This is a genomic window from Sediminibacterium sp. TEGAF015 (assembly GCF_025997995.1).
In the GTDB taxonomy this organism is placed as follows: domain Bacteria; phylum Bacteroidota; class Bacteroidia; order Chitinophagales; family Chitinophagaceae; genus Sediminibacterium.
In genome coordinates, this window is record NZ_AP026683.1 from 614,496 (window position 1) to 639,968 (window position 25,473).

Consider the following 25,473-nt stretch of genomic DNA (forward strand, 5'->3'; position numbering starts at 1 on the left):
TCAGTCTGTAAATTACCGAATCTGATTAACTATTTTCTGAGCTTTCCTCAATTTTTGCAACCGCAATCAAATCTGATAATTCAACATTAATGGGAAGGGCGCCAATTTGCACAATGGCTCTTTTCCCTCTTATCTCCTTTACTTCTCCAACCTGATAATTTTTTTTGAGTTTTACTAGTGTTCCTGGCTCTATTTCGGTATTTAATTCCCTGTATTTTTTATCTACTTTTTTAGCTAGCTTGTTTACAACAATGGTTTCCTTCTGTTTAAAAAGCAGGTTCTGAAGGTTTTTAACTACTTCATTTTTATTCTCAGTTTTTTTCCAGTCCAAAACAATTTGCTTTAGCTTTCGCTCCATATCTTTCAGATACTGCAGCCTTTCTTCAGTAATTTTATTCTGATTTTTTAACAGCTCTATTTGTTGCTGGTGTCGTTCTTTGTTCATGACCTGCTCCATTTCCTTCTTCAACTTTTCGTTTTCTCGGAGCAATCGATGCAGTTCTTTTTTCTCTTTTTCCAGCTGTTGTAAATCTTGTTCAGTTCGGTTTAGTAATCTGTCCAATTTAAAATGATCTTCCTCTACCAGTTTTCTTGCTCTACTAATTAAATGTTTGGGTAGCCCAATTCTTTCTGCTATCGCAAATGTATAAGAGCTTCCGGGTTTGCCTATAATCAATTTATACATAGGCTGCAGGTTCACTTCATCAAACTGCATAGCTCCGTTTAATATTCCCTGCGTGTGGTTAGCCATTACTTTTAAATTCAAATAATGGGTGGTTACCACACCAAAAGAATGTTTTCTGCCCAACTCTTCCATAATCACTTCAGCAAATGCTCCTCCCAGGTTAGGATCAGATCCGCTACCGAGTTCATCAATAAAGAACAAGGTTTTCCCATTGGCATTTTCCATAAAATGCTTCATATGCATTAAGTGGCTGGAATAAGTACTTAATTCAAACTGTAAGCTCTGGGTGTCGCCAATATGTATATAAAGCTGTTTAAAAATCCCCATTACCGAATCTGGATGCACAGGAACAAGTAATCCGCTCTGAACCATTAGTTGATTGAGTCCGATGGTTTTCATTGTTACCGTTTTTCCTCCCGCATTGGGGCCGCTTATAACTAGGATTCTGTTTTTGTCGTCCAGATGTATACTAACCGGAATTGTTTTTTTACCTGCTGTTTTATTATATAAGTATAATAACGGGTGATAGGCTTCAATTAATTGCACCACTGCTTTATCTAAAACGGTTGGCATATTGGCATTCATTTCCAATGCCAGTTTTGCTTTGGCTCTTACAAAATCAAACTCTCCTATGATTTGCAGGTACTGTTGTAGTAAAGGTGCGTACACGGATAATTCAGCCGTTAATGCCCGTAGAATTTTTTGAACTTCTTTGGTTTCTTCATTTTCCAATGCAAAAACATCATTGTTGAGTTCAATGGTTTCCTCAGGTTCAATGAATGCTGTTTTTCGACTATCACTTTCGCCGTGTAAAATCCCTTTTACCTGCCTTTTATATTCCGAGAAAACCGCTATGACCCTTCTGCCATTACTGAAACTCTCTTCAATATCTGCGGTATAACCGGCTTTGGCCATTTTTTGAACCATTTTCTCAAATACTCTTCTCAGCTCATTCCGCTTTTTGTACAAGTTCAAGCGGATTTTCTGTAGCTCTGGCGAAGCATTATCAAGTACAACGCCAGATTCATCTAATACTTCATTAATAGCAGTAACAATGTTTTTTTCATAATAGCTGTCCTGTAAAACCATTGTAAGCGCCGGATAAGCCATTCTTCTTTCGTTGTCAAACCATCTAAAAACGGTGCCCATGCTTTCCGTAAGACGCTTAATCATCATCCATTGTTCGCCTGTTAAAAGTGCGCCCGGAATAGACAGTAGCTTGATGTCCTTGCTGATATTGGCGGTGAAGTCGGCAGGAAAATATTGTTGCTGTTGAATAATTAATTTGTATTCGTAGGCCTGCCTTAATTCTCTGTCAATAAATTCCTTTCGGGTATGTATTCTGAGTTGAGCTGTTTTATTTTTGGAATAGTCTGTATGGCAAAACCCAGACAATGTCTCTTTCACTTTGTCAAATTCCAATTGAGTCAACGCCGATTCCGGGTACAAACGCATCATATTAGCCTGATTGAATGCGCGAAGTTACACCGCAAGTATCAATTAATAGGAATAACTGGGAATGGGTTCTTTCTTCTTTGCGGGAAATAATACGGTAAGCGTGTAAAAAATAAAAGCAATCTGAAGCATCAGCTGAGCACCCAGGATAACATAAGTGGCCATTGTTGCTTCCATCCACAGCTTGGTTTCAGGTAAATCAAATATTGGCGTTCCTCTGTCTGGAGAAGAAGGCTGTATAACCTGATAAGTGAACATAAGGGCAACTAGTAAAAATATGGAGAGGGCTACGTGAAGAAAATTTACGAGTACATGTCCCTTGTCCTGATCTCTCATAAACCGGTGCATCAGGTAAGGAATCAGGAAGATGGGAATATGAAAAATTAAAATATTGGTGCTTAAAATGAAGGGTACTGAAACACCGAAATATGGGTCAATGCTCAAAGCCTCATAGAAGTGATATAGCGCAAAAAATAGCAACAGTGGCATGGCCAACAGCAGCGACTCTATACGCAGAGACATATACTTCCAAAATTGGGACTGAAAGCTCATAGTGGGTTACGGTATCACAAATTTATCTTAAAATATCATTTTATGATTATAAAGCGTTTAAATAGTCTTGTTTCGTATGTTACTGGGCAGTTATTCAACAAAAATACCAAGCTGTTTGTAGTAATTATTATAGATAAATAAGCAATATGAAAAAGACATATTTAATTCTAACCTTTCTATCAACCTGGATGGTTGCCTGTGCTTTTACAGAAAAAGGGAATGAAATCAAACAAAATAAGCCTCAAAAATTGAATACAATGAATGCAAAATTAGATACAGCCACGTTTGGTGAAGGATGTTTCTGGTGTACCGAAGCCTTTTTTCAAAGATTAAAAGGCGTTAAGGAAGTTCTGAGCGGCTACGGTGGTGGATTCGTTGAAAATCCCACTTATGAGCAGGTTTGTGATAAAAATACAGGGCATATTGAGTTGGCCAGAATTGTTTTTGATCCTGCTGAAATCAGCTATGATGAATTGTTGGAAGTCTTCTGGAAGACCCATGATCCTACTACAATGGATCAACAGGGAAATGATATTGGCCCCCAATACCGTTCGGCTATATATTATCATAACCAGGAACAAAAAGAAAAAGCAGAGAAATACAAAGCAGCATTGGACAAAAGTGGTGCATGGGCCAATCCGATAGTTACCATTATTGAGCCATTTAAGAACTTTTATCCAGCCGAAAACTATCACCAGAATTATTATAACAACAACAAAAATCAAGGATATTGTCGATTTGTTATTGCTCCTAAACTCGAAAAATTTGAGAAAGTATTCAAAGACAAATTGATAAAGCAATAGTCCCCATTATATTATTGTACTATTTTTAGCAGATGAAAAGCTTTCATTTGTTACCGGCAATTTTATTGCTTTTATTTGCCTCATTTAGTCAAGCGCAAAAGTTACCGCCTGAAAAATTTACCAAAGCAGATACCCTCAGAGGAAGTATTACACCAGAGCGGGCCTGGTGGAATTTATTGCATTACAACATAAGTGTTCAGCCCAATATAACTGCACGTACTATTTCAGGTGCGGTTACCATCCGTTTCAAGGCATTGCAAAATCCAGCTAAAATGCAGGTAGATCTGCAACAGCCTTTGCAGATTGACAGTGTGGTGTGGCAAAAAGGGAAAAAGGAAAAACTGGTATTCCGTCACACAGGTAATGTTGCCTTGGTTACCATGCCAGTTTCTTTAAAAGCAGGAATGGAAGGATTGGTAACGGTTTATTATCAGGGTGTGCCCAGAGCTGCTGTTAGAGCGCCTTGGGATGGAGGTATCAGCTGGACTAAAGACGAATTGGGGAATCCATTTGTTGCTACTTCATGTCAAGGTTTAGGTGCTAGCGTGTGGTGGCCCTGTAAAGATCATCAATACGACGAACCTGAATTGGGCGTTACTATAGGTGTTAGGATTCCTGATACGCTGATGAATGTTTCAAATGGAAGATTAATCGAGACTATTCAACACAATGATGCAACCAAAACTTGGGTTTGGCAGGTTACTTCTCCCATAAATAATTACAGTGTGAGTATGAACATTGGCAAATATGTTCAATTAAAAGACAGCTACAAAGGAGATGCCGGCAATTTGGATCTTACTTATTATGTGTTGCCTCAAAATTTAGCTGCTGCCAAAAAGCAATTTGATCAGGTTAAACCCATGATCAAATGTTTTGAATATTGGTTTGGCCCCTACCCTTTTTATGCAGATGGTTTTAAATTGGTTGAAGTGCCTTATCTCGGAATGGAACACCAAAGTAATGTGGCCTATGGGAATAAGTACCAGAACGGTTACCTGGGAAGGGATTTATCTGGAACAGGTTGGGGACTAAAGTGGGATTTTATTATTATACATGAAAGCGGTCATGAATGGTTTGGTAACAATATCACTTCTGTTGATATAGCCGATATGTGGATTCACGAAGGATTTACCAATTACTCCGAAACCCTATTTACGGAATGCATGGATGGAAAAGAAGCCGGGAATGCCTATAACAAAGGAGCAAGAAGAAATATCAAAAATGACAAACCCATTCTGGGAGTTTACAATGTGCACAATACAGGAAGTGGTGATATGTATCCCAAAGCCTCAGCAATGATTCATTCGATAAGAATGTCTATGCACAATGATGAAAAATTCAGACAGTTACTGAGACATCTAAATAAGCAATTTTTTCATAGGCAGGTAACTACTTCCTTGATTGAAAAAGAAATGTCTGCTTTTGCCGGATATGATCTGAAGCCTGTATTTAAGCAATATCTAACTACTACACAGGTTCCCGTATTAGACTATCAATTGTCTGCAGATGGTAAACAATTAAAATACAGGTATTCCAATGCTGTCAGTGATTTTAACTTACAATTACCTATTACAGCAGGTACTGATATCTTAGTTTTGAAGCCGAAAGTAAAACAATGGCAAATGCTTCAGCTAACACCAAAGCAGGCTGATGGATTAAACCTTGAAAAATTAGCTGATTATTTTTATATAACATTGAACGGACGTAAAGAGGGTCAAATTAAAATGAATTAGTGTACATGGGAACCATCAGAAAACAAACGATCATTTCCAGCTTTCTGGTTTACATAGGCTTTTTTATTGGAGCCATCAATATGTACATCTATACCAAGGATGGTTCCTTTACATTGGAACAATTTGCCCTAACGCGTATATTTTTTGATTTTGCACAAAACATGTATGCTTTTGGTGCATTAGGTGTTATACCGGTGATATATAAATTTTACCCTTATTATAAAGACAATTTAGAGAAGCACCGAATTGATTTAATGACTTGGGGAATGCTGGCTGCATTCATCGGATTCGTATTGGTTTTAACAGCAGGATGGTATTTCAGGCCTTTCTTTGAATCTCAGTTCGTAGAAAAATCCAAACTGATTGTTGATTATTATTATTGGATGTTCCCCTTTGCACTTGGTATGTTGTTTTTTTCTGTTCTGGAGGGATTTTGCTGGGCTTTGCAGCAGACAGTGTTTTCCAATTTTCTAAAAGAAACTGGACTTAGAATCATCACCAGTGTTTTCATTGCTCTTTATTATTTCAAGTTGATTCCTTTTGAGTCTTTTGTTTACTTCTTTGCTTTTTTATACCTTATTATTTTTCTAATTCTACTCAGTTATCTGTATTACACCCGTCAGTTACATTTTCCTGCCACCATCAGTAGAGTAACCAAAAAATTCTGGAAAAAAATGCTGGGTATGCAGGTTCTGATATACAGTGGAACTGTGATTGCTTCCATTGCCGCTACAATCGATAGTTTTATCATTGCTAAGTTTCAAGGACTGGCTGTAGTAGGTGTTTTTGGATTAGCTCAGTATGCAGCAAACCTGATACAAGTTCCTCAAAGAAGTATTCAGGCAATTTCTGCAGGTGTTTTATCCAGGGCATGGAAAGACAAAGACCTGGATGAAATCAAAAGGATTTACAAACGATCCTGTATTAATTTATTAATCATGGCCCTTTTCATTTTTGGTAATCTTTGGTTAAATGTAGCTGATGGAATGAAAGTGCTACATATACAAAGGGAATACGAAGCAGGTATTGCAACTATTTTCATTTTGGGAATGGTCAGAATCATTGATGCCGGTACAGGACTAAATGCAATGGTGATTAATACGTCTACTTATTGGAGATTTGATTTTATCAGTGGTGTTATTTTGCTGGCTTTCCGATTGCCGCTTACCTATTATTTAATCATGCATTACGGAATCATTGGTTCTGCTTTTGCAGAACTGTTTGCCTATAGTTTGTACAACTTTATTCGCTTCGAATTTTTGCGGCGTAAATTCAAAATGCAACCATTTGATCATAAAACGTTGCAGACATTGGTGTCTGCGACAATTGCATTTACTATACCCTTTTTTATATTTAGGGAAATGGAAGGATGGCTGCCCATTTTTCTAAGAACCCTTATTTTCTCGGGCCTATTTATTTTATCTGTATTCAAGCTGGCACTTACACCAGATGCAGGACAGTTATATCATAATTTTATGAAACGTTTCCAAAAGGATTAACGAATCCTTCCACCTCCCCTGAATTTAGGATTCCAGTATTTGTCATTCAGATCGGAAATGGTTACTCCTTGTGAAGTAGAAGCATGCAGGAATTTATTGTTTTGCATATATACGCCTACGTGAGAAATTCCCCTGCCACCTGTATTAAAAAATACAAGGTCGCCTTCCTGAAGTTCATCAATGGGTATGGGCTGCATCATATTAAATTGTTCCTGAGAAGTTCTGGGCAATTGAATATTGTATATCTCTTTCATGATTACCTGTGTAAATGCAGAACAATCAATACAGTTCATCGTACTTCCTCCAATACAATATCGGGTACCCCACCATTTGTCCATTATTTCAAGTAAAGGAATATTTGTCAATTCTTCCGCAGGCATATCCATTACAATAGCATATTTCAATTGTAACCAGCTGGCTTTTTCTAATTCAGCTTTAGTTGGCGGATTCCCGTTACTGCTGCTATTGGTTTTATTTTTGATGGTAGTTGCAGAACTGGAAGTTTTGTGCTTTGTAGTAGTAACAGTGCCCAAAGTCACTTCAATTCCATTTATAAATTCCCTTTTTTCCGTACCATACACTTTGGTAACCGGTTTTTGGGTTGAATTATCTTTATTAACCAGGTTTCTTACAGTATTACAGCTACTCATCACCAGCACAGCCACCAATAAATTAATATATAATTTACGCTTCATATGGGCTGCAATTTACTGGGTTTATCCTAATGTGGAAAATTGGCACTTTGCAGTGGGATGGTAAAGGCCGAACTTCGTATACTATTTCCTTTCTATGTCACAATTTTCACATTTACATGTACATACCCAATATTCCTTATTGGATGGAGCTGCGCCGATAGATGAACTATATAAAAAGGCTGCTGCGCATCAAATGCCCGCCCTTGCTATCACAGATCATGGTAATATGTTCGGTGCTTTTGATTTTGTTAGTCAGGCATGGAAGAATACAAAGGTAATTGGCAAGGATGCGAACGGGAAAGATATTACTACTCCCGTTGTTAAGCCAATTGTAGGTTGCGAGTTTTACGTAGTGAAAGACAGGCATATAAAAACCTTTACCAAAGAATCTAAGGACAATCGGTTTCATCAGGTATTACTCGCAAAGAATGCAATCGGCTATCAGAATTTAGTTAAGCTGACTTCACTGGGGTATATCGAGGGTATGTACAGTAAATATCCAAGAATTGATAAGGAATTGATTGAGAAATACCATGAAGGGTTAATTGCAACAACCTGTTGTATTGGTGCATATGTTCCTCAAACCATTTTGCATCAATCTGAAGAAAATGCAGAGAAAGAATTTAAATGGTGGCTAGATTTATTTGGAGAAGATTATTACATTGAAATTCAGCGGCATGATATCAAAGAGCAGGAACTGATTAATCAGACACTTTTGAAATTTGCTAAAAAATACAATGTTCCTGTAATTGCCACTAATGACAGCCATTATGTAGAAAAAGATGATGCCAATGCGCACGATATTTTGTTGTGCATTAATACAGGAGAAAAACAAAGTACTCCCGGGTTTGATGATTTTGTAAATGATGAAGTACAAATCAAAAACAGAAGATTCAAATTCCCGAATGATCAGTTCTATTTCAAGACGCCGGAGGAAATGGCAAAGCTTTTTCATGATATTCCTGAATCTCTAGACAATACAAACCGTATTGTAGATAAGGTAGAAGTCTTGAATCTAAAGAAGGACATACTTCTTCCCGCCTTCCCTATTCCCAAAGAGTTTCAGATTCATGCAGATGCCAATCTAAATCAGTGGGAATTCTTAAAACACCTTACGTATGAAGGTGCTAAAATCAGGTATAATGAAATCACTCCCGAAATACAGGAGCGCATCGATTTTGAATTGTTTACCATTAAAACCATGGGTTTTGCCGGTTACTTCCTGATTGTTAGTGATTTCATTAAAGCGGGAAGAGACATGGGTGTATTTATAGGCCCAGGTCGTGGTTCTGCAGCGGGCTCCGTAGTTGCCTATTGTATAGGTATCACGAATATTGATCCCATTAAATACAATTTGCTTTTTGAGCGATTCCTGAATCCGGATCGAAAGAGCATGCCCGATATTGATACGGATTTTGACGATGAGGGTAGACAAAAAGTAATTGATTATGTAGTACAGAAATACGGCAAGAGTCAGGTAGCTCAGATTGTAACCTATGGTACCATGGCAGCTAAAATGAGTATCAAAGACGTTGCCCGTGTGCTCGATCTTCCACTCTCAGAAAGCAACTTGCTCGCGAAACTGGTACCTGATAAGCCTGGAACCGAGTTGGGGCGTGTATTGAAAGCGCCTATCACTGTTAAGGAAGGGCCAAAATCGCTGGAAGAGAAAGAAGGCTATCAGCAGGAGGACATAGACAACGTAAAGAGGCTTCGTGAAATATATAATGGATCCGATTTAAGAGCACAGGTACTCAAAGAAGCAGAAAGACTGGAAGGTTCTGTTAGAAATACCGGTATACATGCTGCGGGAATCATCATTGCCCCCAAAGACTTGACAGACCTCATTCCTGTTGCAACGGCAAAGGATTCAGATTTGTGGGTAACCCAAATTGAAGGAAGTATCATTGAAGATGCAGGTGTAATCAAGATGGACTTTCTGGGTTTGAAAACCCTTTCTATCCTGAAGACAGCTTTGGAGTTGATTAAATTAAACCATGGAGTAACCATTGATCTGGATAATATTCCACTGGACGATGAAAAAACTTTTCAATTATACCAGAGTGGTCAGACCAATGGTACTTTCCAGTTTGAAAGTGTGGGCATGCAAAAGTATCTGCGCGAATTAAAGCCGGATAAATTTGATGACCTGATTGCGATGAACGCCCTGTATCGTCCCGGGCCAATTGCGTATATCCCCAATTTCATTGCCCGTAAACATGGAAGAGAAGCCATCAGTTACGATATAGAAGAAATGAAAGAATACCTGAGCGACACTTATGGTATTACAGTATATCAGGAGCAGGTAATGTTGCTGAGTCAAAGTCTTGCAGGTTTCTCCAAAGGTGATGCCGACGTATTGCGTAAAGCCATGGGTAAGAAACAGAAATCAGTGCTGGATAAAATGAAAGCACAATTTATCAGTGGAGCAACGGCCAAAGGGCATCCGGCGGATAAATTGGAAAAAATTTGGACAGACTGGGAAGCTTTTGCACAATACGCATTCAATAAATCCCACTCAACTTGTTATGCATTTGTAGCGTATCAAACGGCCTATTTAAAAGCCCACTATCCGGGTGAATATATGTCTGCGGTGTTGAATCACCAGGGCAATATTGAAAAGATTACCTTCTTCATGGAAGAATGTAAGCGTATGGGTATTAATGTGCTTGGACCTGATATCAATGAGTCATTAAAAGGTTTTGCAGTGAATGCCAAAGGAGAAATACGCTTTGGGTTAGGAGGATTAAAGGGCGTTGGTGAAATGGCGGTTGAAGCCATTATTGCAGAACGCCAAAAAAATGGACCTTATCAGGATGTGTTTGATTTTGTTCAACGGGTGCTGCAAAAATCAGTGAATAAGAAGTCATTGGAAAGCCTTGTTTATTCTGGTGCATTTGATTGTTTTCCTGAATTGCACAGAGCACAATATTTTAAAATGGCCGATGGGGAAAGATTAACAGGGCTAGAGAAAATAGTGAATTACGGTCAGGTGCAACAGAGCTTAAGTACGGGCACTTCCAACACTTTGTTCGGGGATCTTCCCACTGCCATGCATGTTCCTAAACCCAAGATTGCTCCCTGTGAACCATGGACATTAACCGAGTTGCTGAATTATGAAAAGGAAGTGACAGGGATGTTCATGAGTGGTCATCCGCTCGATCATTTTAAGTTTGAGCTAAGGCACTATGAAATTACGGGGATTGCCGATTTTAATGAGGCCAAAGATGCATTAACCGAGGGCGCGAGTCTGGGTAAAATGTATAGGGTTGCCGGTTTGGTAACAGATGTACAACATAGAGTTACTAAAACAGGGAAAAACTTTGGTTCATTTGTTATTGAAGATTATAGCGGTAAAACAGAATTTACCCTTTGGAGTGAAGATTATATCAAATTCAAGGATTACCTAGAAAAGGGACAGAATATATTGCTCAATGGTGGATTTAGGAACCGCTTTAATCAACCCAATGTATTTGAATTTAAAATATCCAGTATGTCATTGCTGGAGACAGTAAAACAGGTATTGACCCGATCGGTTGAAATTAATTTACATCCATCTGCTATTACCCCTACCATGGTTCAGTTTATTGAGGAGAATCTGAAAAAGTATCCTGGGAAGAGCACTTTTAAGATTAATATCTTCGAACCCAAGGAAAACCTGAGAGTCAGCATGTACACTTTTGAAAAAGGCTTTCAAATGAACGAAGAAATGGCAGGTTACCTGATGGAAAACCTGGATATTGATGTAAAAGTAGGCTTGGTTGGTTAAAGAGCAGACTGACCCTATGTCAGCAATTTGCTACAAAAAATACTAAATAACATCGGTGGAAAAGTCAAAGGGGCAGTAACAAGGCTTTGGATGTAAATTTGATGAACTAACGATATAAAAATTAAACTATGGCATTAGAATTAACAGACGCGAATTTTCAGTCGACTGTTTTAGACAGCGATAAATTAACAGTGGTAGACTTTTGGGCAGAATGGTGTGGACCTTGTCGCGCTATTGGACCAGTGATTGAAGAATTGTCTAAGGAATACGAAGGCAAAATCAATGTTGGAAAAGTGAATGTAGACCATAACCCAAATCTGAGTGTGAATTATGGTATCACTTCTATCCCTGCTATTCTATTTATTAAAGGAGGTCAGATCGTTGATAAGCAAATTGGCGCAGTTCCAAAATCTGTTTTAGACAAAAAAATTCAGGCTCATATGTAGTAATCCGTATCTTTCAAACCTAATCTGAATACTAAGTAATTGTATATGGAAAGGTTTCAAGGATTTATAGGGATTATTTTGATTCTGGCGATTGCTTTCTTGTTCTCTAATAACAAGCGTAGAATTAACTATAGACTGGTTTTTAGTGGAATACTGTTACAGGTTTTTATCGCTGTAATGGTACTGAAAGTTCCACCGGTTACCCGATTTTTTCAATTGTTGGGTCACGGGATGGAGAAAATTGAAAGATTTGCGCGCGAAGGTGTTGCCTTTGTATACAATGGCGTTATGGTAAATGCACCAGATGGTGTAAAGAACTTTAGCCAGGGTGGATTTGTGTTTGCATTCAGTGTAACGGCTACTATTATTCTTGTTTGTGTACTGGTAGCTATATTATATCATTTTGGGGTAATGCAGTTCATTGTATCTGTTATTGCCAAAGCCATGAATTTTATCATGCGCGTAAGCGGAGCCGAAGCACTCAGTAATGTTGCTTCGGCTTTTGTAGGTCAGGTAGAGGCACAGGTAATGATCAGGCCTTATCTCAGCACCATGACCAAGAGTGAATTATTGGCCAGTATGAGCGGAAGTTTAGCCTGTATTGCTGGTGGTATTCTTATTGTTTATGCCAATATGGGTGCAAAGGCAGAATATCTGTTGACGGCCAGTTTGATGGCTGCCCCTGGTGCATTGGTTATTTCCAAAATTGTATTTCCAGAGACCGAAGAATCCCAGACCATGGGAAAAGTAAAACTGGAAGTTAAAAGCCCTTATAGTAATATTATTGATGCCATTTCTCATGGGGCAAGTGACGGAATGAAAATTGCAGTTAATGTAATAGCCATGTTAATTGGTTTTATTGCCCTGATTGCATTAATCAATTATTTAATTGGCATAATTGTACCCGGAGTTACGCTGGATGTAATCTTTAGTAAGCTATTTTATCCAATGACCTGGGCTATGGGCGTTCCGCAAGTGGATGTAGCCAATGCCGCCTCCCTGTTGGGGCAGAAATTAACCATCAATGAATTTGTAGCATTTAATAATTTAACTTCCAAAGCAGTTCCTATTGTTTCTGAAAAAGGTTTGTTGATTGTTAGTATTGCTATTTGTGGTTTTGCCAATTTTAGTAGTGTAGGTATGCAAATTGGCGGAATCGGGGAATTGGCACCTACCAGAAGAGCAGATCTGGCTAAACTAGGATTAAGGGCTTTATTGTGCGGAACACTTGCCTCCTATTTGTCTGCAACAATTGCAGGCATTCTGATGTTTTAAAGGTGTAATTTTGCACAAAATCTGGGAGACATGAACACAGCAGCCGTGAAAGTATTGGTAGACGCCGAAAAAAATCAACAGTTACAATCCATCGGATATAAAATATTAAATCAGGAGCGCATCTCTTTTGACGAGGGCGTAGCCTTATTTGAAAATGCTTCCCTGTCATATGTGGGTGCTTTAGCTAACTGGGTCAGAGAAAGCAAACATGGTAACAAAACCTATTTCAATCGGAATTTTCATATAGAACCTACCAATGTATGTGTGTTCTCCTGTGCATTTTGTTCCTACTCTAAATTGTATGCACACAGAGAAGATGGCTGGGAGTTAAGCATTGAACAGATGATGCACATTGTAAAAAGTTATGATGGCAAACCTGTAACCGAAGTTCATATTGTAGGAGGAGTACATCCAAAGATGAACATGGATTTTTTTCTTGAATTGTTAAGAAGTATCAAAGCGCACAGACCAGATTTACATATCAAGGCATTCACACCGGTAGAGCTGGATTATATGTTCCGCAAAGCCAAAGTGTCTGTTGAAGAAGGAATGAAATTGGCGCACGAAGCAGGACTTGACTCTTTGCCGGGTGGAGGTGCGGAAATTTTTCATCCGGATATCCGAACAAAAATTTGTGCAGATAAAGTAGATGCAGATGGTTGGCTAACTATACATAAAGCAGCACATCAGTTAGGTATGCATAGCAACGCAACTTTATTATACGGACATATTGAATCTTACTGGCATAGAATTGACCATATGGATCGTTTACGTAGACTGCAGGACGAAACTGGCGGGTTTAATACATTTATTCCGCTAAAGTTTCGCAATAAAGACAATGATATGCAGCATGTGGCGGAAAGTACTATTGTAGAAGACATGAAAATGTATGCTGTCTCTAGATTGTACCTTGATAATTTTCCGCATTTGAAAGCTTATTGGCCAATGCTCGGTAGAAAGAATGCCCAGCTAACATTGTCATTTGGAGTGAATGATATTGATGGTACTATCGACGACACTACAAAGATTTATTCAATGGCTGGAAGTGAGGAGCAAACTCCTACCATGAGTACTTCCGATTTGGTTACCCTAATCAAGCAAGTGAAACGTCAGCCAGTTGAGCGTGGTACTTTATACAATGAAATCAAGGATTACAGTGATGCTATTTTGAGACTTTAAATTAGTTGAATTATTTATTAAAGCTTCCAAAGTGCCAAAGTATCCCCGAAGGATCATGAACGAAGCATTCTGTACCCCAATCAAAGGATTTAGGTGCAACAAGTCTGACTTCTGAAAATTTTTCAGTAAGGCTTAATGTTTGTAGGTATTCCCAAAATTCTCCAACATTCTCAACTTCAACAAATACCATGGTATTATCAACCCAATCTTTTACATAGGCATTTTGTAAATAAAAGGCTATTCCTTTAAAATGGAAAACGCTTAGTTTTTCATTAATTATATTTTCAGTAAACCCCATTGCTGTATAGAATGCGCGGCTAAGGTCAAAATCTTTTGCACCTAAAAAAGGTCTTATAGAAACAGGATTAAACTGCATGGTTATTTTTTTTCGAAATTACAAATTGCTTCCAAATGATAAGTGTCATTTGCTTGAACTATTTGCTTTCTGAAGCTAGCCAATTCTTCCTGAAGTCGTTTAATTTTTGTTTCCCTGAATTTTATCTCCTCTTCTGAAGAGAACATGCTGATTTTTTTCTCGTGAAAGGAAATTTTGATTTGAAGCAATTGTTCAATCAGTGCTACAGCTTCTGTAGCACTGAATTGTCCTTGTATAAGATTGATTTGCATATATCCGGATGGGTTTAATTAAATGAATAGTTGTGTACGAATGCGAATATTTATTGCCCTTGCCCCAGAGAGTAAGCTTGTTTCCCGTCAAAAGCATAAAGGTTCTCGGTTTTTATCACATCAATTCCGTTTTCATTGGCGGCTACTAATAATAAAGGGATTGCTGTTTTTGACATCTGTACACCTTCCTTTGGTTTAAATCTGCATCTCCAGTGATCTGTGCAAAAGGTTTCCTGAAAACCATCTGGCCATACTTTAATTCCTCTATTGGTTATCATGCTAAGTTGTATACCATCGTTAAATATGTTGTTCAGCAGTTTTGCCAGTTCATTGGCATCATGGCCATTCCAGTGTACAAAAAGATCTACTCCTTCTAATGTCTTTTCAGCTGCAGGTTTTCTTTTGTATTTCGGCAATGAAAGTGCTTCATTGTTGGCGTAGCTAACTGGTTTAAAAATGGATGGTAATTTCCCGAGATTGGCAATTACTGCTTCAGCAAATGCCTTTGTTCCTACTTTCTGTTTGCTGATTCCCTCTTTATAAATATCATAAGTATGAATGCCATCTTCCAGTGTTTTTAACCAGGCATTTTGTACTTTTTCTGCAACTGCGGTTTGCCCTATATGGTTAAGCATCATAATAGCACCCTGCAATAAACCGGAAGGATTGGCAACATCCTGACCAGCTCTTCTAGGCGCTGAACCATGAATAGCCTCGAACATGGCGCAGTCTTCTCCAATATTAGCGGATCCAGCAAGTCCAACTGATCCGGTAATTTGCGCAGCTACATCACTGAGTACATCTCCATATAAATTAGGCATTACAATCACATCAAAAGCTTCTGGAGTATCTGCCATTTTTGCTGCACCTATGTCGATGATCCAGTGCTCATTTTCAATTTCCGGATATTCGCTGGCAATTTCATCAAACACTTTATGGAACAAGCCATCTGTTTGTTTCATGATATTGTCTTTGGTGAAGCAAGTAACTTTTTTACGATTCTGTTGCTTGGCATATTCGAATGCGTAACGAATTATTTTTTCACATCCTGGTCTGCTAATTAATTTTAAACACTGAACCACTTCATCCGTTTGTTGGTGTTCAATACCCGCGTATAAGTCTTCTTCGTTTTCACGAATAATCACAATGTCCATTACTGGATGCTTGGTGCTTACAAATGGATGTAAGCTCCTGCATGGTCTTACATTCGAGTATAATCCAAGAAATTTACGTGTGGTTACATTCAAGCTTTTGTACCCTCCTCCCTGTGGCGTTGTAATGGGTGCTTTAAGGAATATTTTATTTTTTCGGATGATATCCCAGGAATCAGCCGAAATGCCAGCTGAATTGCCTGCCAGATATACTTTTTCTCCTACTTCAATTTCCTCAATTTTTAATGCTGCTCCTGCTGCAAGAATGATTGATAAAGTGGCATCCATTATTTCAGGGCCAATGCCATCCCCCTTTGCTACCGTAATTGTTTTCATACAAATGATTTTTACGGAGCAAATTTGGTGGGTTTACATGAATAGATTTTATTTATCTATTTGATGGTAAATATAAATATTATTTATGTATTTGTAAAAGAGCTAGCATTCACTAAGGCCAAGTGGTACCTGAATAGCCAATCCCCCATCTGCTGTTTCCTTGTATTTACTATTCATGTCTAGTGCAGTATTCCACATGGTAGCGATTACTTTGTCCAAGCTAACCAATGCAAAATCTGGCGTACTTTGTAGTGCTAGTTGAGAAGCTGTGATAGCTTTAATGGCGCCCATTGTATTGCGTTCTATGCAGGGGATCTGAACCAAACCACCAATGGGGTCACAGGTTAAACCCAGGTGATGTTCCATGGCAATTTCAGCGGCCATTAGTGCTTGCTGCTGTGTTCCACCCATGCATTCTGTTAAAGCACCTGCGGCCATTGCGGAGGATACACCAATTTCTGCTTGACAACCACCCATTGCAGCTGATATGGTTGCTCCTTTTTTAAAGATGGATCCGATTTCAGATGCGGTTGACAAAAACTGAATGATTTTATCCTCATTGTTCCCCTCACAAAAAGCAATAAAGTACAATAGAACGGCTGGAATTACACCAGCTGCTCCATTGGTTGGAGCGGTAACAACCCTACCAAAAGAAGCGTTTTCTTCATTCACTGCCAATGCAAAACAACTTACCCAATCCAGAATATAATTAAAGGATTGTCCTCCATCCTGAATCGCCTTCAACCATTCATCAAAAGACTGATAAGAATGTCCTTTCATTAATTTTTTGTTCAATTCAAATGCTCTTCTCCTGACTTGCAACCCGCCGGGAAGTTCTCCTTTGGTATGGCAGCCCCTATAAATACAGTCTCGCATAGTATGCCATATCTGCAATACGCCCTTTCTGGTTTCAGCTTCCGTTCTCCAAACATGTTCATTCTCCAGCACCATTTCATGAATTGACATGCCTGTCTTTCTGCACCAATGTAAAATGTCTGCAGCATTATTGGTGGGAAAGGGAAGATCAACAATTGTTTTTCCTGCTCCGGTTTCCTCTCCTTCCTTAACTACAAAACCACCCCCAATGGAATAATAGGTTTCACTGATTTGCGTTCCATCTTCAAAGCCAATTAAAAAGCTTAATCCATTTGGATGAAAGGGTAAGGATTCACTCGTTAAAAATAGCAGGTTGTCTTTGTAGGAAAATGGAATTAGGTGATTGCCTCCTAACAATAACTGATTGGCTGATTTGATTTGCTCAATAGTGGGATGAATGCTATTCACATCAACAGTTACCGGATCTGCCGCTTGTAATCCCATTAAAACAGCTATATCGGTACCGTGCCCCTTTCCTGTTTTTGCAAGGGAACCATACAGTAAAATAGTTACTGTACTTACCTGTTTCAATTGGGATTTTTCCTGAATAGTTTCCAGACAACGCAAGGCTGCTCTCCAGGGGCCAAGTGTGTGTGAACTGGAAGGCCCAACCCCTATTTTAAACATGTCAAATACAGAAATCGCTTCATGTGGCATGATGTAAAGTTAATTATCAAATTTCATTAAGTTTGATAAATGAAGCATCTCTTTTTGTTAATTCTGCTTGTTATTTCTGGCTTGAATAGTACGGCATTGGCACAAAATTTTGATGCCGATAATCCCCTTCATCAGATTCTGCAAAAGCACCCTCAATTCTTTAAAAGAATCATGAATAGTCCTGATAGCTTTCGGGTACAGATTGTGTACACACAAATTAACAGGAATAAAAAGAACAAAGCCTCATTCAGAGAATTCAGTTACCGGTTGAATAACCAGGAATATTTTTACCCTGCAAGTACAGTTAAAATGCCCATTGCATTACTGGCACTTGAAAAAATTAATGAACTGGCAATCCCCGGATTAACTATGAATAGCATCATGATAACAGACAGCGCTTCTGATGCACAGGATGTTGTTTACAACCAACCCAATACAATTGATGGGGCGCCTACGATTGCCAATTATATCAAACAAATATTTCTGGTAAGTGATAATGATGCGTTTAACCGCTTGTATGAGTTCTTGGGGCCTGATTATATTCAACAAAAACTAAGGGCCAAAGGATATCCTGATGCTATTATCCGTCATCGACTTCAGGTGAATAAAACATTGGAACAGCAATTGAACACCAATCCGGTTAAGTTTTATGATAGTTTAGGTAATCTTATTTACGAACAACCTGCACAGGCAAGCAAAGGGAAATTTGCTGCAACACCATTTGAATTGGGTAAGGGCTATATGAAAGGCGGGAAACTGGTTGAATTCCCCTTTTCTTTTTTAAATAAGAACAGAATATACTTGCAAGACCTGCATCATATTTTACAATCAGTCATTTTTCCGGAACGTACTAAAAAGAAAAGCCGTTTCAGGCTTTCCGAGGAAGATTATGCCTTTGTAAAAAAGTATATGCAGATATATCCGGGAGCATCTGATTCTCCTTCCTATGACACAAGTTATTATTACGATACCTATTGTAAATTTTTATTACAGGGGTCTGAAAGAAAAACGCTTTTCCCGCAGGTGAAAATTTATAATAAAGTGGGTGATGCCTATGGATTCTTATTGGATGTTGCTTATGTAGTTGATGAGGTTAATCAGGTTGAATTTTTGTTAAGTGCTGTTATTTCCTGTAATACGGACGGTATATTCAATGACGATAAATACGAATATGACTCCCTTGGTTTTCCGTTTATGCGTGACCTGGGAATAGCTATTTACAATAGTGAGTTAATGCGAAAAGGGAAATTGCCAATTATTAAGTAAATTGTAGGCTTAAACTTTTTTTGAATGGAATTGTCGTCTTTATTAAATCGTTTCAGTGAACCTGAAACCCTTAAAATGGCCAAATTGGGCCGTGAGCTACGTGCTAAAGGTATTGATGTAATTGATTTGAGTTTGGGTGAACCCGATTTTGACACCCCCCAACATATAAAAGATGCTGCAATAAAAGCTATTAACGATAACTGGAGTCATTATACACCGGTTCCTGGTTTCTTAGATTTGCGGGAAGCAGTCTGTACAAAACTAAAAAGAGACAATAACCTTTCGTACACACCTGAACAAATAGTTGTTTCAACAGGTGCTAAACAAAGTTTGGCCAATGCCATACTTGCTTTGGTTGATGAAGGTGATGAAGTAATTATCCCAACTCCCTATTGGGTAACCTATTCAGAACTGGTAAAAATTGCCAGAGGTAAAGTTGTTGAAATCAGAACAAGCGTATCCAATAAATTCAAAGCAACACCTGAAGAAGTTGCAGCTGCCATCACTCCGAAAACAAAAGTTTTTATGTTTTCTTCTCCCTGCAATCCTTCCGGAGCAGTGTATAGTAAGGAGGAACTGGCTGCATTGGTGAAAGTTTTTGAAAAGCATCCTGAAGTGATTATTCTCTCAGATGAAATTTATGAATACATCAATTTTGTTGGTAAGCATGAAAGTATTGCACAGTTTGAAGGAATCAAAGACCGTGTGGTAGTCATTAATGGATTGAGTAAAGGCTTTGCTATGACAGGCTGGAGATTAGGCTATACTGCTTCTGCCACTCCTATTGCTAAAGCATTTGAAAAGCTACAGGGACAGTTCACTAGTGGTACCTGCTCAATTACTCAAAAAGCAGCTGTAGCGGCACTTACAGGGAATTTAGAACCCTCGCTGGATATGACTGCAGAGTTTACCAGACGCAGAACAAAAACACTTGAGCTCGTAAATGCTATACCAGGATTTACCTGCTTTGCACCAGAAGGAGCATTTTATGTTTTTCCTGATGTAAGTTATTATTACGGTAAATCAAATGGAACTGAAACTATATCAAACGCTGCAGATTTCAGCATGTATTTATTAAATACAGCACATGTTAGTTCTGTGATGGGGGATGCATTCGGTGAACCCAATTGCGTTCGTTTTTCTTTTGCCAACAGCATGGAAAACATTGAAAAAGCCTGGGGTAGAATTGCGGATGCACTTAGTAAACTATCCTAATAACCCAGGGAAATGGATCCAATAAAAGCCGAGATGTTTGTAAACCGGCTTACAAAAGTGTTTAAACACAAGAGTAAGTTGGCAAGAAGGCAACAAGTTTCCTGTTACCGTGTGTATGATCATGATTTACCCGAATTCCCTTTCAGCATTGAATTGTACGAAGATCAGTTGTATATAGCTGAATACTTGCGTAGGCATGGAATGGAGGATGACGAGCATGAAGCCTGGATGAAGGAATGCAGACAAATGATTTCTGCTGTAATAGGTATTCCAGAAGATCTTATGCATTTTAAGCTTCGGAAACGAATGAGTCATAAAGATGAGCAATACGAAAAAATAAATGAAGAAAAGGAATACCATACCGTATTAGAAGATGGATTAAAGTTTTTGGTAAACCTGAAAGATTATCTGGATACCGGACTTTTTCTGGATCATCGTATTACCAGAAAGATAGTCAGAAACAGTTGCACAAATAAAAGAGTATTGAATCTGTTTTGCTATACCGGATCCTTTTCTGTTTATGCGGCTGCTGGTGGAGCTTCTAATGTAACATCTGTTGATCTTTCCAAAACCTATCTTTCCTGGGCTGAGGACAATATGATCATCAATCTATTTAAAAATAAGACTGCCTTCCCATTTGTACATGCCGATGTAAAGCAATATCTCAAAACTTTGAAACCCAATAGTTTTGATTTAGTAATAATGGACCCTCCTACTTTCAGCAATAGTAAGCGGATGAAAGATATTCTGGATATTCAAAGAGACCATGCAGAATTAATAAACGACGTACTGTCTGCTTTGTCACCGGGAGGACAACTGTATTTTAGCACTAATTTTGTTCGCTTTCAACTAGATAAGGATTCTATCCAATCAAATACTATTAAAGATATTACCAAAGCTACTACCCCATTTGATTTTGAAGGAAAGCTTAAAAGATGGTGTTACCTGATTGAGAAGGATAAATAACAATCAACGGGAAAGTTCCTGGTGTATGGAGAGTATTTGGGGAATTAAAAGTGTCTGTTCATCGTTAATTACAACATAGTCGCATAGTTTCATTTTTATTGACTGAGTAATTTGATTTCCCATTCTTCCAATAACTTCATCTCTTGAAAGCCCGTCTCGTTGCATTACTCTATTTATTCGGATGCTATCCGGTGCATAAACGCCAATCATTTTATCCATTCCTTCTGCAGAACCTGATTCAAAAAATAATGCAGCTTCCTTAATTGTATAAGGAGCATTTTGTTTCTTGGCCCATGCTATGCCAGCAGCTATAGTTGCGGGATGCACAATGGTATTTAATACTTGCAATTGAAAAGGGTCATTAAAAACAATATTTGCTAAATAAGCCCTATTGAGTGTATTATTCTGATACGCTTCATCCCCGAAAGATTTAATGATGCTGGCTTTTACATCGGAGTCTTCCTGCATAATTTTTTTTGCCAAAGCATCTGCGTCCAATACAGGAACTCCTAAGCCGGCAAATATTTTTGATACCACTGATTTGCCACTCCCTATTCCACCTGTTAATCCTATACTTAGCATAAAAAAGTCCTGCAATTAATTTGCAGGACTAAAATTAAGGTTTAACGGGTATGCTTTACGCTCAAGCTTTTATTATTTTTTCTCTTCTCCTGTTGTTTTATTAATTGCGGCAGTCCACTCCATACTTAACGCAGATTTTTCAATCTTTAGGTAGCTTCCCGGGGTTACTTCTAATTGCAATGTTCCGTCTTCGTTAATTTTATTAACTACTCCGTGAATTCCGGCAATGGTTACAATTTTATCACCTTTTTGAAGATTATCAATAAATTTCTTTTGCTCTTTTGCTTTTTTAGCTTGTGGTCTGATCATGAACAACCAGAAAACAAGAATGATGGCACCCATCATAATCAATTGCACTGTACCACCCTGCTTTGGGTCGGCTGCTAAAAGGGTTAACACGTTTAATAACATAAAATAACTGTTTAAATGATTTGCAAATAAAAGGAATTACTTGAAACTAATTTTCTGGATTTTACCGTCGGCTACTAATTCTTTGTGAATATTATCTAAAATTCCATTTACGAACTGTCCGCTTTGTGGTGTACTGTATTCCTTTGCCAGATCTATATATTCGTTGATGGTAACTTTAGTGGGTATGGTTTCAAAATACAATAACTCGCATAATCCCATACGCATCAATACCATGTCTAACTGGGCAATTCTTTCTGCATCCCAGTTTTTCAGTTTTGGTTTAATGAGCTCAGTACAATATTCTTTTTTACCAATAGCGGTGGTTAATAAGGTTCTTGCAAATTCCCATTTGTCCGGGCTCATGATTTCATTGAACTTGATAGATTTAGGCTTCTGAATAAAGGTCAAAACCAATTGTTCCATCATTTCTGCGTCATCATCCCAATTATTAAAATACTCTTCAATGTGAGAAATGAAATCTTCATTAGGCAACATTAATTCACTGAAAATGATTTTGATGATTTCTCTTTCTTTTGATTTTTCCCTGCTTTCTTCTGTGATATAGGTTGCATAAACCGGATGATCGGTTAGTTTCTGGAAAACTTGTGCAACCAGGCTTTTATCTACCATTTTTTCGGGGTGATCCTGTTCAAGGCAAGTTTGATAACCTTTGTTTTCAAGTAAATTCCAGATGAAATCGTTCCCTGCAATCTTGATATTAACGTTCAGGTCTGCTTTGCTTGGTAAATTCTTAGAAGCTCTTTTTTGGGCACTCGTTTCGGCATATCTGGCCACTTCTGCAATAAAATAGACAAGGTAGACAAACAGCGCTCGGCTTTTATCCATTTGCTTTTCTAATGTCTGTACAGGATTTTTAAACGAATTATTGGCATCCGCGGCTTCCATCATGTAGAGCAATTGCATCACTTTAACGCGGATATTTCTTCTGCTGATCATTCAATAAGAGCTTTTAAAACGCTGCAAAGCTAAGCTATTTTGCCTATCCAGCCTGCAGAAATGCAACAAAGTGCAATTTTGGCATATTGGCACTCCCTATTCAGACTATTTTATTCAGATTCTGACAACAAATTGATCTAATTCAGTGATTCCATCGTCTGAACTGAAAAATTGACTTATTTATAGAAATGGCATAATTCTAGCTTATTGGACAGTAAATTTTAAACAACTAACCAAAATTTATAACGTATGGCTAAGAAAATCAACGTTACTCCTCTGCATGACAGAGTTCTTGTAAAGCCTGCTGCTGCTGAAGAGAAAACAGCTGGTGGAATCATTATCCCTGATACTGCAAAAGAGAAGCCACAACGTGGTGTAATTGTTGCTGCCGGAAAAGGTAAAGCAGATGAGCCTATGACCGTAAAAGTAGGTGATACTGTATTGTATGGTAAATACGCGGGTACAGAAGTTCAAATTGAAGGACAGGATTTATTGATCATGAGAGAAAGTGATCTTTTGGCTATTCTTTAATTACAAACATTCCTAATTAAATAAACAACAAATATGGCTAAGCAAATTTATTTTGACATTGAGGCTAGAAATAAAATGAAAAAAGGCGTTGACACTTTAGCCAACGCTGTAAAAGTTACCTTAGGACCAAAAGGTCGTAACGTAGTTATTGAGAAAAAATTCGGTGCACCTTCTGTTACAAAAGATGGTGTTTCTGTTGCTAAAGAAATTGAATTAGAAGACGCTATTGAGAACATGGGCGCTCAAATGGTTAAAGAAGTAGCTTCTAAGACTGCAGATATTGCAGGTGATGGTACTACAACTGCAACTGTATTGGCTCAGGCCATCATCAGCGAAGGATTAAAGAACGTTGCTGCTGGTGCAAATCCAATGGATTTAAAGCGCGGTATTGATAAAGCTGTTGCTAAAGTGGTTGATAGCCTGAGAGCACAATCTCAGACTGTTGGCAACGATACCAAGAAAATTGAGCAGGTAGCTACTATTTCAGCAAACAGTGATAATGAAATTGGTAAGTTGATTGCTACTGCAATGGCTAAAGTGGGTAAAGAAGGTGTTATTACTGTTGAAGAAGCAAAAGGTACGGATACTACTGTTGATGTTGTAGAAGGTATGCAGTTTGATCGTGGTTACATCTCACCTTACTTTGTGACGAACAGCGAGAAAATGGAAGCTGAAATGCAGAATCCATATATCTTGATTTACGATAAGAAAATCAGTGCAATGAAGGATATCCTTCATATTCTGGAGAAAGTAGCACAAACAGGTCGTCCATTGGTGATTATTGCAGAAGATCTGGAAGGTGAAGCATTGGCAACATTGGTGGTGAATAAATTACGTGGTACCATTAAAGTGGCAGCTGTTAAAGCTCCTGGTTTTGGTGACCGCAGAAAAGAAATGTTAACTGATATAGCTACATTGACTGCAGGTACTGTGATCAGTGAAGAACAAGGCTTCAAATTAGAGAACGCAGACTTAACTTATTTAGGTCAGGCTGCATCTATTACTATTGACAAAGACAACACCATTGTTGTTGGTGGTAAGGGTAAGAAAGCTGATATTGCTGCCAGAGTAAATCAAATTAAGGCTCAGATTGAAAATACAACTTCTGATTACGATCGCGAAAAATTACAGGAGCGTTTAGCTAAATTAAGCGGTGGTGTTGCTGTATTATACGTAGGTGCTGCAACTGAAGTTGAAATGAAAGAAAAGAAAGATCGTGTAGACGATGCTTTACATGCAACCAGAGCAGCTGTTGAAGAAGGTATTGTACCTGGAGGTGGTGTTGCTTATATCAGAGCAGTAGAAAGCCTTGAAAAATTAAAAGGTGCTAACGAAGATGAAGCAACTGGTATCCAAATCGTTAAAAGAGCAATTGAAGAGCCATTGCGTCAGATTGTAGTAAACAGTGGTATTGAAGGTTCTATTGTAGTACAGAAGATCAAGGAAGGTAAAGCCGACTTTGGATTCAATGCTCGTACTGAAGTATACGAGAACCTATTCAAAGCAGGCGTAATTGATCCTACCAAGGTATCTCGTGTTGCATTGGAAAATGCTGCATCAATTGCTGCGATGTTATTAACTACAGAATGTGTAATTGCTGATAAGCCAAAGCCTGAAGCTCCTCATGCGCACGGTGGTGCTCCTGATATGGGCGGAATGGGTTATTAATAACAAAAAGTCTTAAATAGTAAAAAGCCTCACCTTTTGGTGGGGCTTTTCTTTTTATAAAATTGTATAAATTAAATTTTAAGCTTGTAACGTAAAATCTATTATAGCTACTTTACCCAGATTATGCAGTTAATCTCTT

The 25,473-nt window shown here is 38.3% G+C and carries 22 protein-coding genes; 12 read left to right on the forward strand and 10 right to left on the reverse strand.

Annotation, left to right across the window (positions count from 1 at the left end; all coding sequences use genetic code 11):
• Positions 1-25 precede the first annotated feature (25 nt).
• Both TEGAF0_RS02800 and TEGAF0_RS02805 read right to left on the reverse strand, forming a co-directional pair.
• Positions 26-2,140 carry an endonuclease MutS2 gene (locus tag TEGAF0_RS02800; RefSeq protein WP_458574900.1) on the reverse strand — a complete coding sequence of 705 codons (2,115 nt, stop codon included), beginning with the start codon at positions 2,138-2,140 and terminating at the stop codon, positions 26-28.
• 45 nt (positions 2,141-2,185) lie between these two features.
• Positions 2,186-2,662, reverse strand: a complete 477-nt coding sequence (locus TEGAF0_RS02805) for a hypothetical protein (protein ID WP_264899891.1) — start codon at positions 2,660-2,662, stop codon at positions 2,186-2,188.
• A gap of 176 nt (positions 2,663-2,838) precedes the next feature.
• On the opposite strand from TEGAF0_RS02805, the gene msrA reads away from it, so the two are divergent.
• From msrA to TEGAF0_RS02820, 3 genes are read left to right on the forward strand one after another with little or no spacing between them, the layout of a single operon-like run.
• Positions 2,839-3,495, forward strand: coding sequence for a peptide-methionine (S)-S-oxide reductase MsrA (gene msrA, locus TEGAF0_RS02810; protein WP_264899893.1), 657 nt, complete (start codon positions 2,839-2,841; stop codon positions 3,493-3,495).
• A 32-nt stretch (positions 3,496-3,527) separates the two neighbouring features.
• The gene (locus TEGAF0_RS02815; RefSeq protein WP_264899895.1) at positions 3,528-5,228 is read left to right on the forward strand and encodes a M1 family metallopeptidase; all 1,701 of its coding nucleotides are present in this window, start codon (positions 3,528-3,530) and stop codon (positions 5,226-5,228) included.
• A 5-nt stretch (positions 5,229-5,233) separates the two neighbouring features.
• Entirely contained in the window at positions 5,234-6,727 is a 1,494-nt protein-coding gene (locus tag TEGAF0_RS02820) for a polysaccharide biosynthesis C-terminal domain-containing protein (RefSeq protein ID WP_264899896.1), read from the forward strand.
• Here TEGAF0_RS02820 and TEGAF0_RS02825 read toward each other — a convergent pair.
• Positions 6,724-7,422: a C40 family peptidase gene (locus tag TEGAF0_RS02825; RefSeq protein WP_264899897.1), complete on the reverse strand. Its 699-nt coding sequence runs from the start codon at positions 7,420-7,422 to the stop codon at positions 6,724-6,726. The genes TEGAF0_RS02820 and TEGAF0_RS02825 overlap by 4 nt on opposite strands.
• A gap of 94 nt (positions 7,423-7,516) precedes the next feature.
• Here TEGAF0_RS02825 and dnaE point away from each other — a divergent pair, with 94 nt between their 5' ends.
• The 4 genes from dnaE (at position 7,517) to mqnE (ending at position 14,091) form a co-directional block, all read left to right on the forward strand.
• Positions 7,517-11,191, forward strand: a complete 3,675-nt coding sequence (gene dnaE / locus TEGAF0_RS02830) for a DNA polymerase III subunit alpha (protein WP_264899899.1) — start codon at positions 7,517-7,519, stop codon at positions 11,189-11,191.
• A 128-nt stretch (positions 11,192-11,319) separates the two neighbouring features.
• Positions 11,320-11,637, forward strand: a complete 318-nt coding sequence (gene trxA, locus TEGAF0_RS02835; protein ID WP_026751821.1) for a thioredoxin — start codon at positions 11,320-11,322, stop codon at positions 11,635-11,637.
• A gap of 45 nt (positions 11,638-11,682) precedes the next feature.
• Entirely contained in the window at positions 11,683-12,912 is a 1,230-nt protein-coding gene (locus TEGAF0_RS02840; protein ID WP_264899902.1) for a NupC/NupG family nucleoside CNT transporter, read from the forward strand.
• 30 nt (positions 12,913-12,942) lie between these two features.
• Positions 12,943-14,091: an aminofutalosine synthase MqnE gene (gene mqnE, locus TEGAF0_RS02845; protein WP_264899903.1), complete on the forward strand. Its 1,149-nt coding sequence runs from the start codon at positions 12,943-12,945 to the stop codon at positions 14,089-14,091.
• 10 nt (positions 14,092-14,101) lie between these two features.
• Here mqnE and TEGAF0_RS02850 read toward each other — a convergent pair whose 3' ends face one another.
• From TEGAF0_RS02850 to TEGAF0_RS02865, 4 genes are all read right to left on the reverse strand, one after another.
• Positions 14,102-14,467 (reverse strand): VOC family protein, encoded by a 366-nt coding sequence (locus tag TEGAF0_RS02850; RefSeq protein ID WP_264899905.1) that lies wholly within the window; start codon positions 14,465-14,467, stop codon positions 14,102-14,104.
• A 2-nt stretch (positions 14,468-14,469) separates the two neighbouring features.
• Positions 14,470-14,718 carry a hypothetical protein gene (locus TEGAF0_RS02855; RefSeq protein WP_264899906.1) on the reverse strand — a complete coding sequence of 83 codons (249 nt, stop codon included), beginning with the start codon at positions 14,716-14,718 and terminating at the stop codon, positions 14,470-14,472.
• Positions 14,719-14,768: 50 nt separating this feature from the next.
• Positions 14,769-16,205 (reverse strand): NADP-dependent isocitrate dehydrogenase, encoded by a 1,437-nt coding sequence (locus TEGAF0_RS02860; RefSeq protein WP_264899907.1) that lies wholly within the window; start codon positions 16,203-16,205, stop codon positions 14,769-14,771.
• Between the two features lie 102 nt (positions 16,206-16,307).
• Complete coding sequence (locus TEGAF0_RS02865) at positions 16,308-17,738, reverse strand: L-serine ammonia-lyase (protein WP_264899908.1); 1,431 nt, start codon at positions 17,736-17,738, stop codon at positions 16,308-16,310.
• A gap of 39 nt (positions 17,739-17,777) precedes the next feature.
• Here TEGAF0_RS02865 and TEGAF0_RS02870 point away from each other — a divergent pair, with 39 nt between their 5' ends.
• The 3 genes from TEGAF0_RS02870 to TEGAF0_RS02880 are packed head-to-tail and all read left to right on the forward strand — an operon-like array spanning position 17,778 to position 21,185.
• Positions 17,778-19,004, forward strand: coding sequence for a class A beta-lactamase-related serine hydrolase (locus tag TEGAF0_RS02870; protein ID WP_264899909.1), 1,227 nt, complete (start codon positions 17,778-17,780; stop codon positions 19,002-19,004).
• Between the two features lie 24 nt (positions 19,005-19,028).
• On the forward strand, positions 19,029-20,219 hold the full coding sequence (locus TEGAF0_RS02875; protein ID WP_264899910.1) for a pyridoxal phosphate-dependent aminotransferase: 1,191 nt from the start codon (positions 19,029-19,031) through the stop codon (positions 20,217-20,219).
• Positions 20,220-20,231: 12 nt separating this feature from the next.
• Positions 20,232-21,185, forward strand: a complete 954-nt coding sequence (locus tag TEGAF0_RS02880) for a class I SAM-dependent methyltransferase (RefSeq protein ID WP_264899911.1) — start codon at positions 20,232-20,234, stop codon at positions 21,183-21,185.
• Between the two features lie 3 nt (positions 21,186-21,188).
• Here the strand turns inward: TEGAF0_RS02880 and coaE are convergent, their stop codons facing one another.
• The 3 genes from coaE to nusB all read right to left on the reverse strand — a co-directional run bounded on the left by coaE (position 21,189) and on the right by nusB (position 23,135).
• A complete protein-coding gene (gene coaE, locus TEGAF0_RS02885) occupies positions 21,189-21,767 on the reverse strand; it encodes a dephospho-CoA kinase (protein ID WP_264899912.1) in 579 nt (192 codons plus the stop codon).
• Between the two features lie 72 nt (positions 21,768-21,839).
• A complete protein-coding gene (gene yajC, locus TEGAF0_RS02890) occupies positions 21,840-22,178 on the reverse strand; it encodes a preprotein translocase subunit YajC (protein WP_264899913.1) in 339 nt (112 codons plus the stop codon).
• 36 nt (positions 22,179-22,214) lie between these two features.
• Positions 22,215-23,135, reverse strand: a complete 921-nt coding sequence (gene nusB / locus TEGAF0_RS02895; RefSeq protein ID WP_264899914.1) for a transcription antitermination factor NusB — start codon at positions 23,133-23,135, stop codon at positions 22,215-22,217.
• A gap of 249 nt (positions 23,136-23,384) precedes the next feature.
• Here nusB and TEGAF0_RS02900 point away from each other — a divergent pair, with 249 nt between their 5' ends.
• Both TEGAF0_RS02900 and groL read left to right on the forward strand, forming a co-directional pair.
• Positions 23,385-23,666 carry a co-chaperone GroES gene (locus TEGAF0_RS02900; protein ID WP_026751835.1) on the forward strand — a complete coding sequence of 94 codons (282 nt, stop codon included), beginning with the start codon at positions 23,385-23,387 and terminating at the stop codon, positions 23,664-23,666.
• A 33-nt stretch (positions 23,667-23,699) separates the two neighbouring features.
• The gene (gene groL, locus TEGAF0_RS02905; RefSeq protein WP_026751836.1) at positions 23,700-25,334 is read left to right on the forward strand and encodes a chaperonin GroEL; all 1,635 of its coding nucleotides are present in this window, start codon (positions 23,700-23,702) and stop codon (positions 25,332-25,334) included.
• Positions 25,335-25,473: the final 139 nt, after the last annotated feature.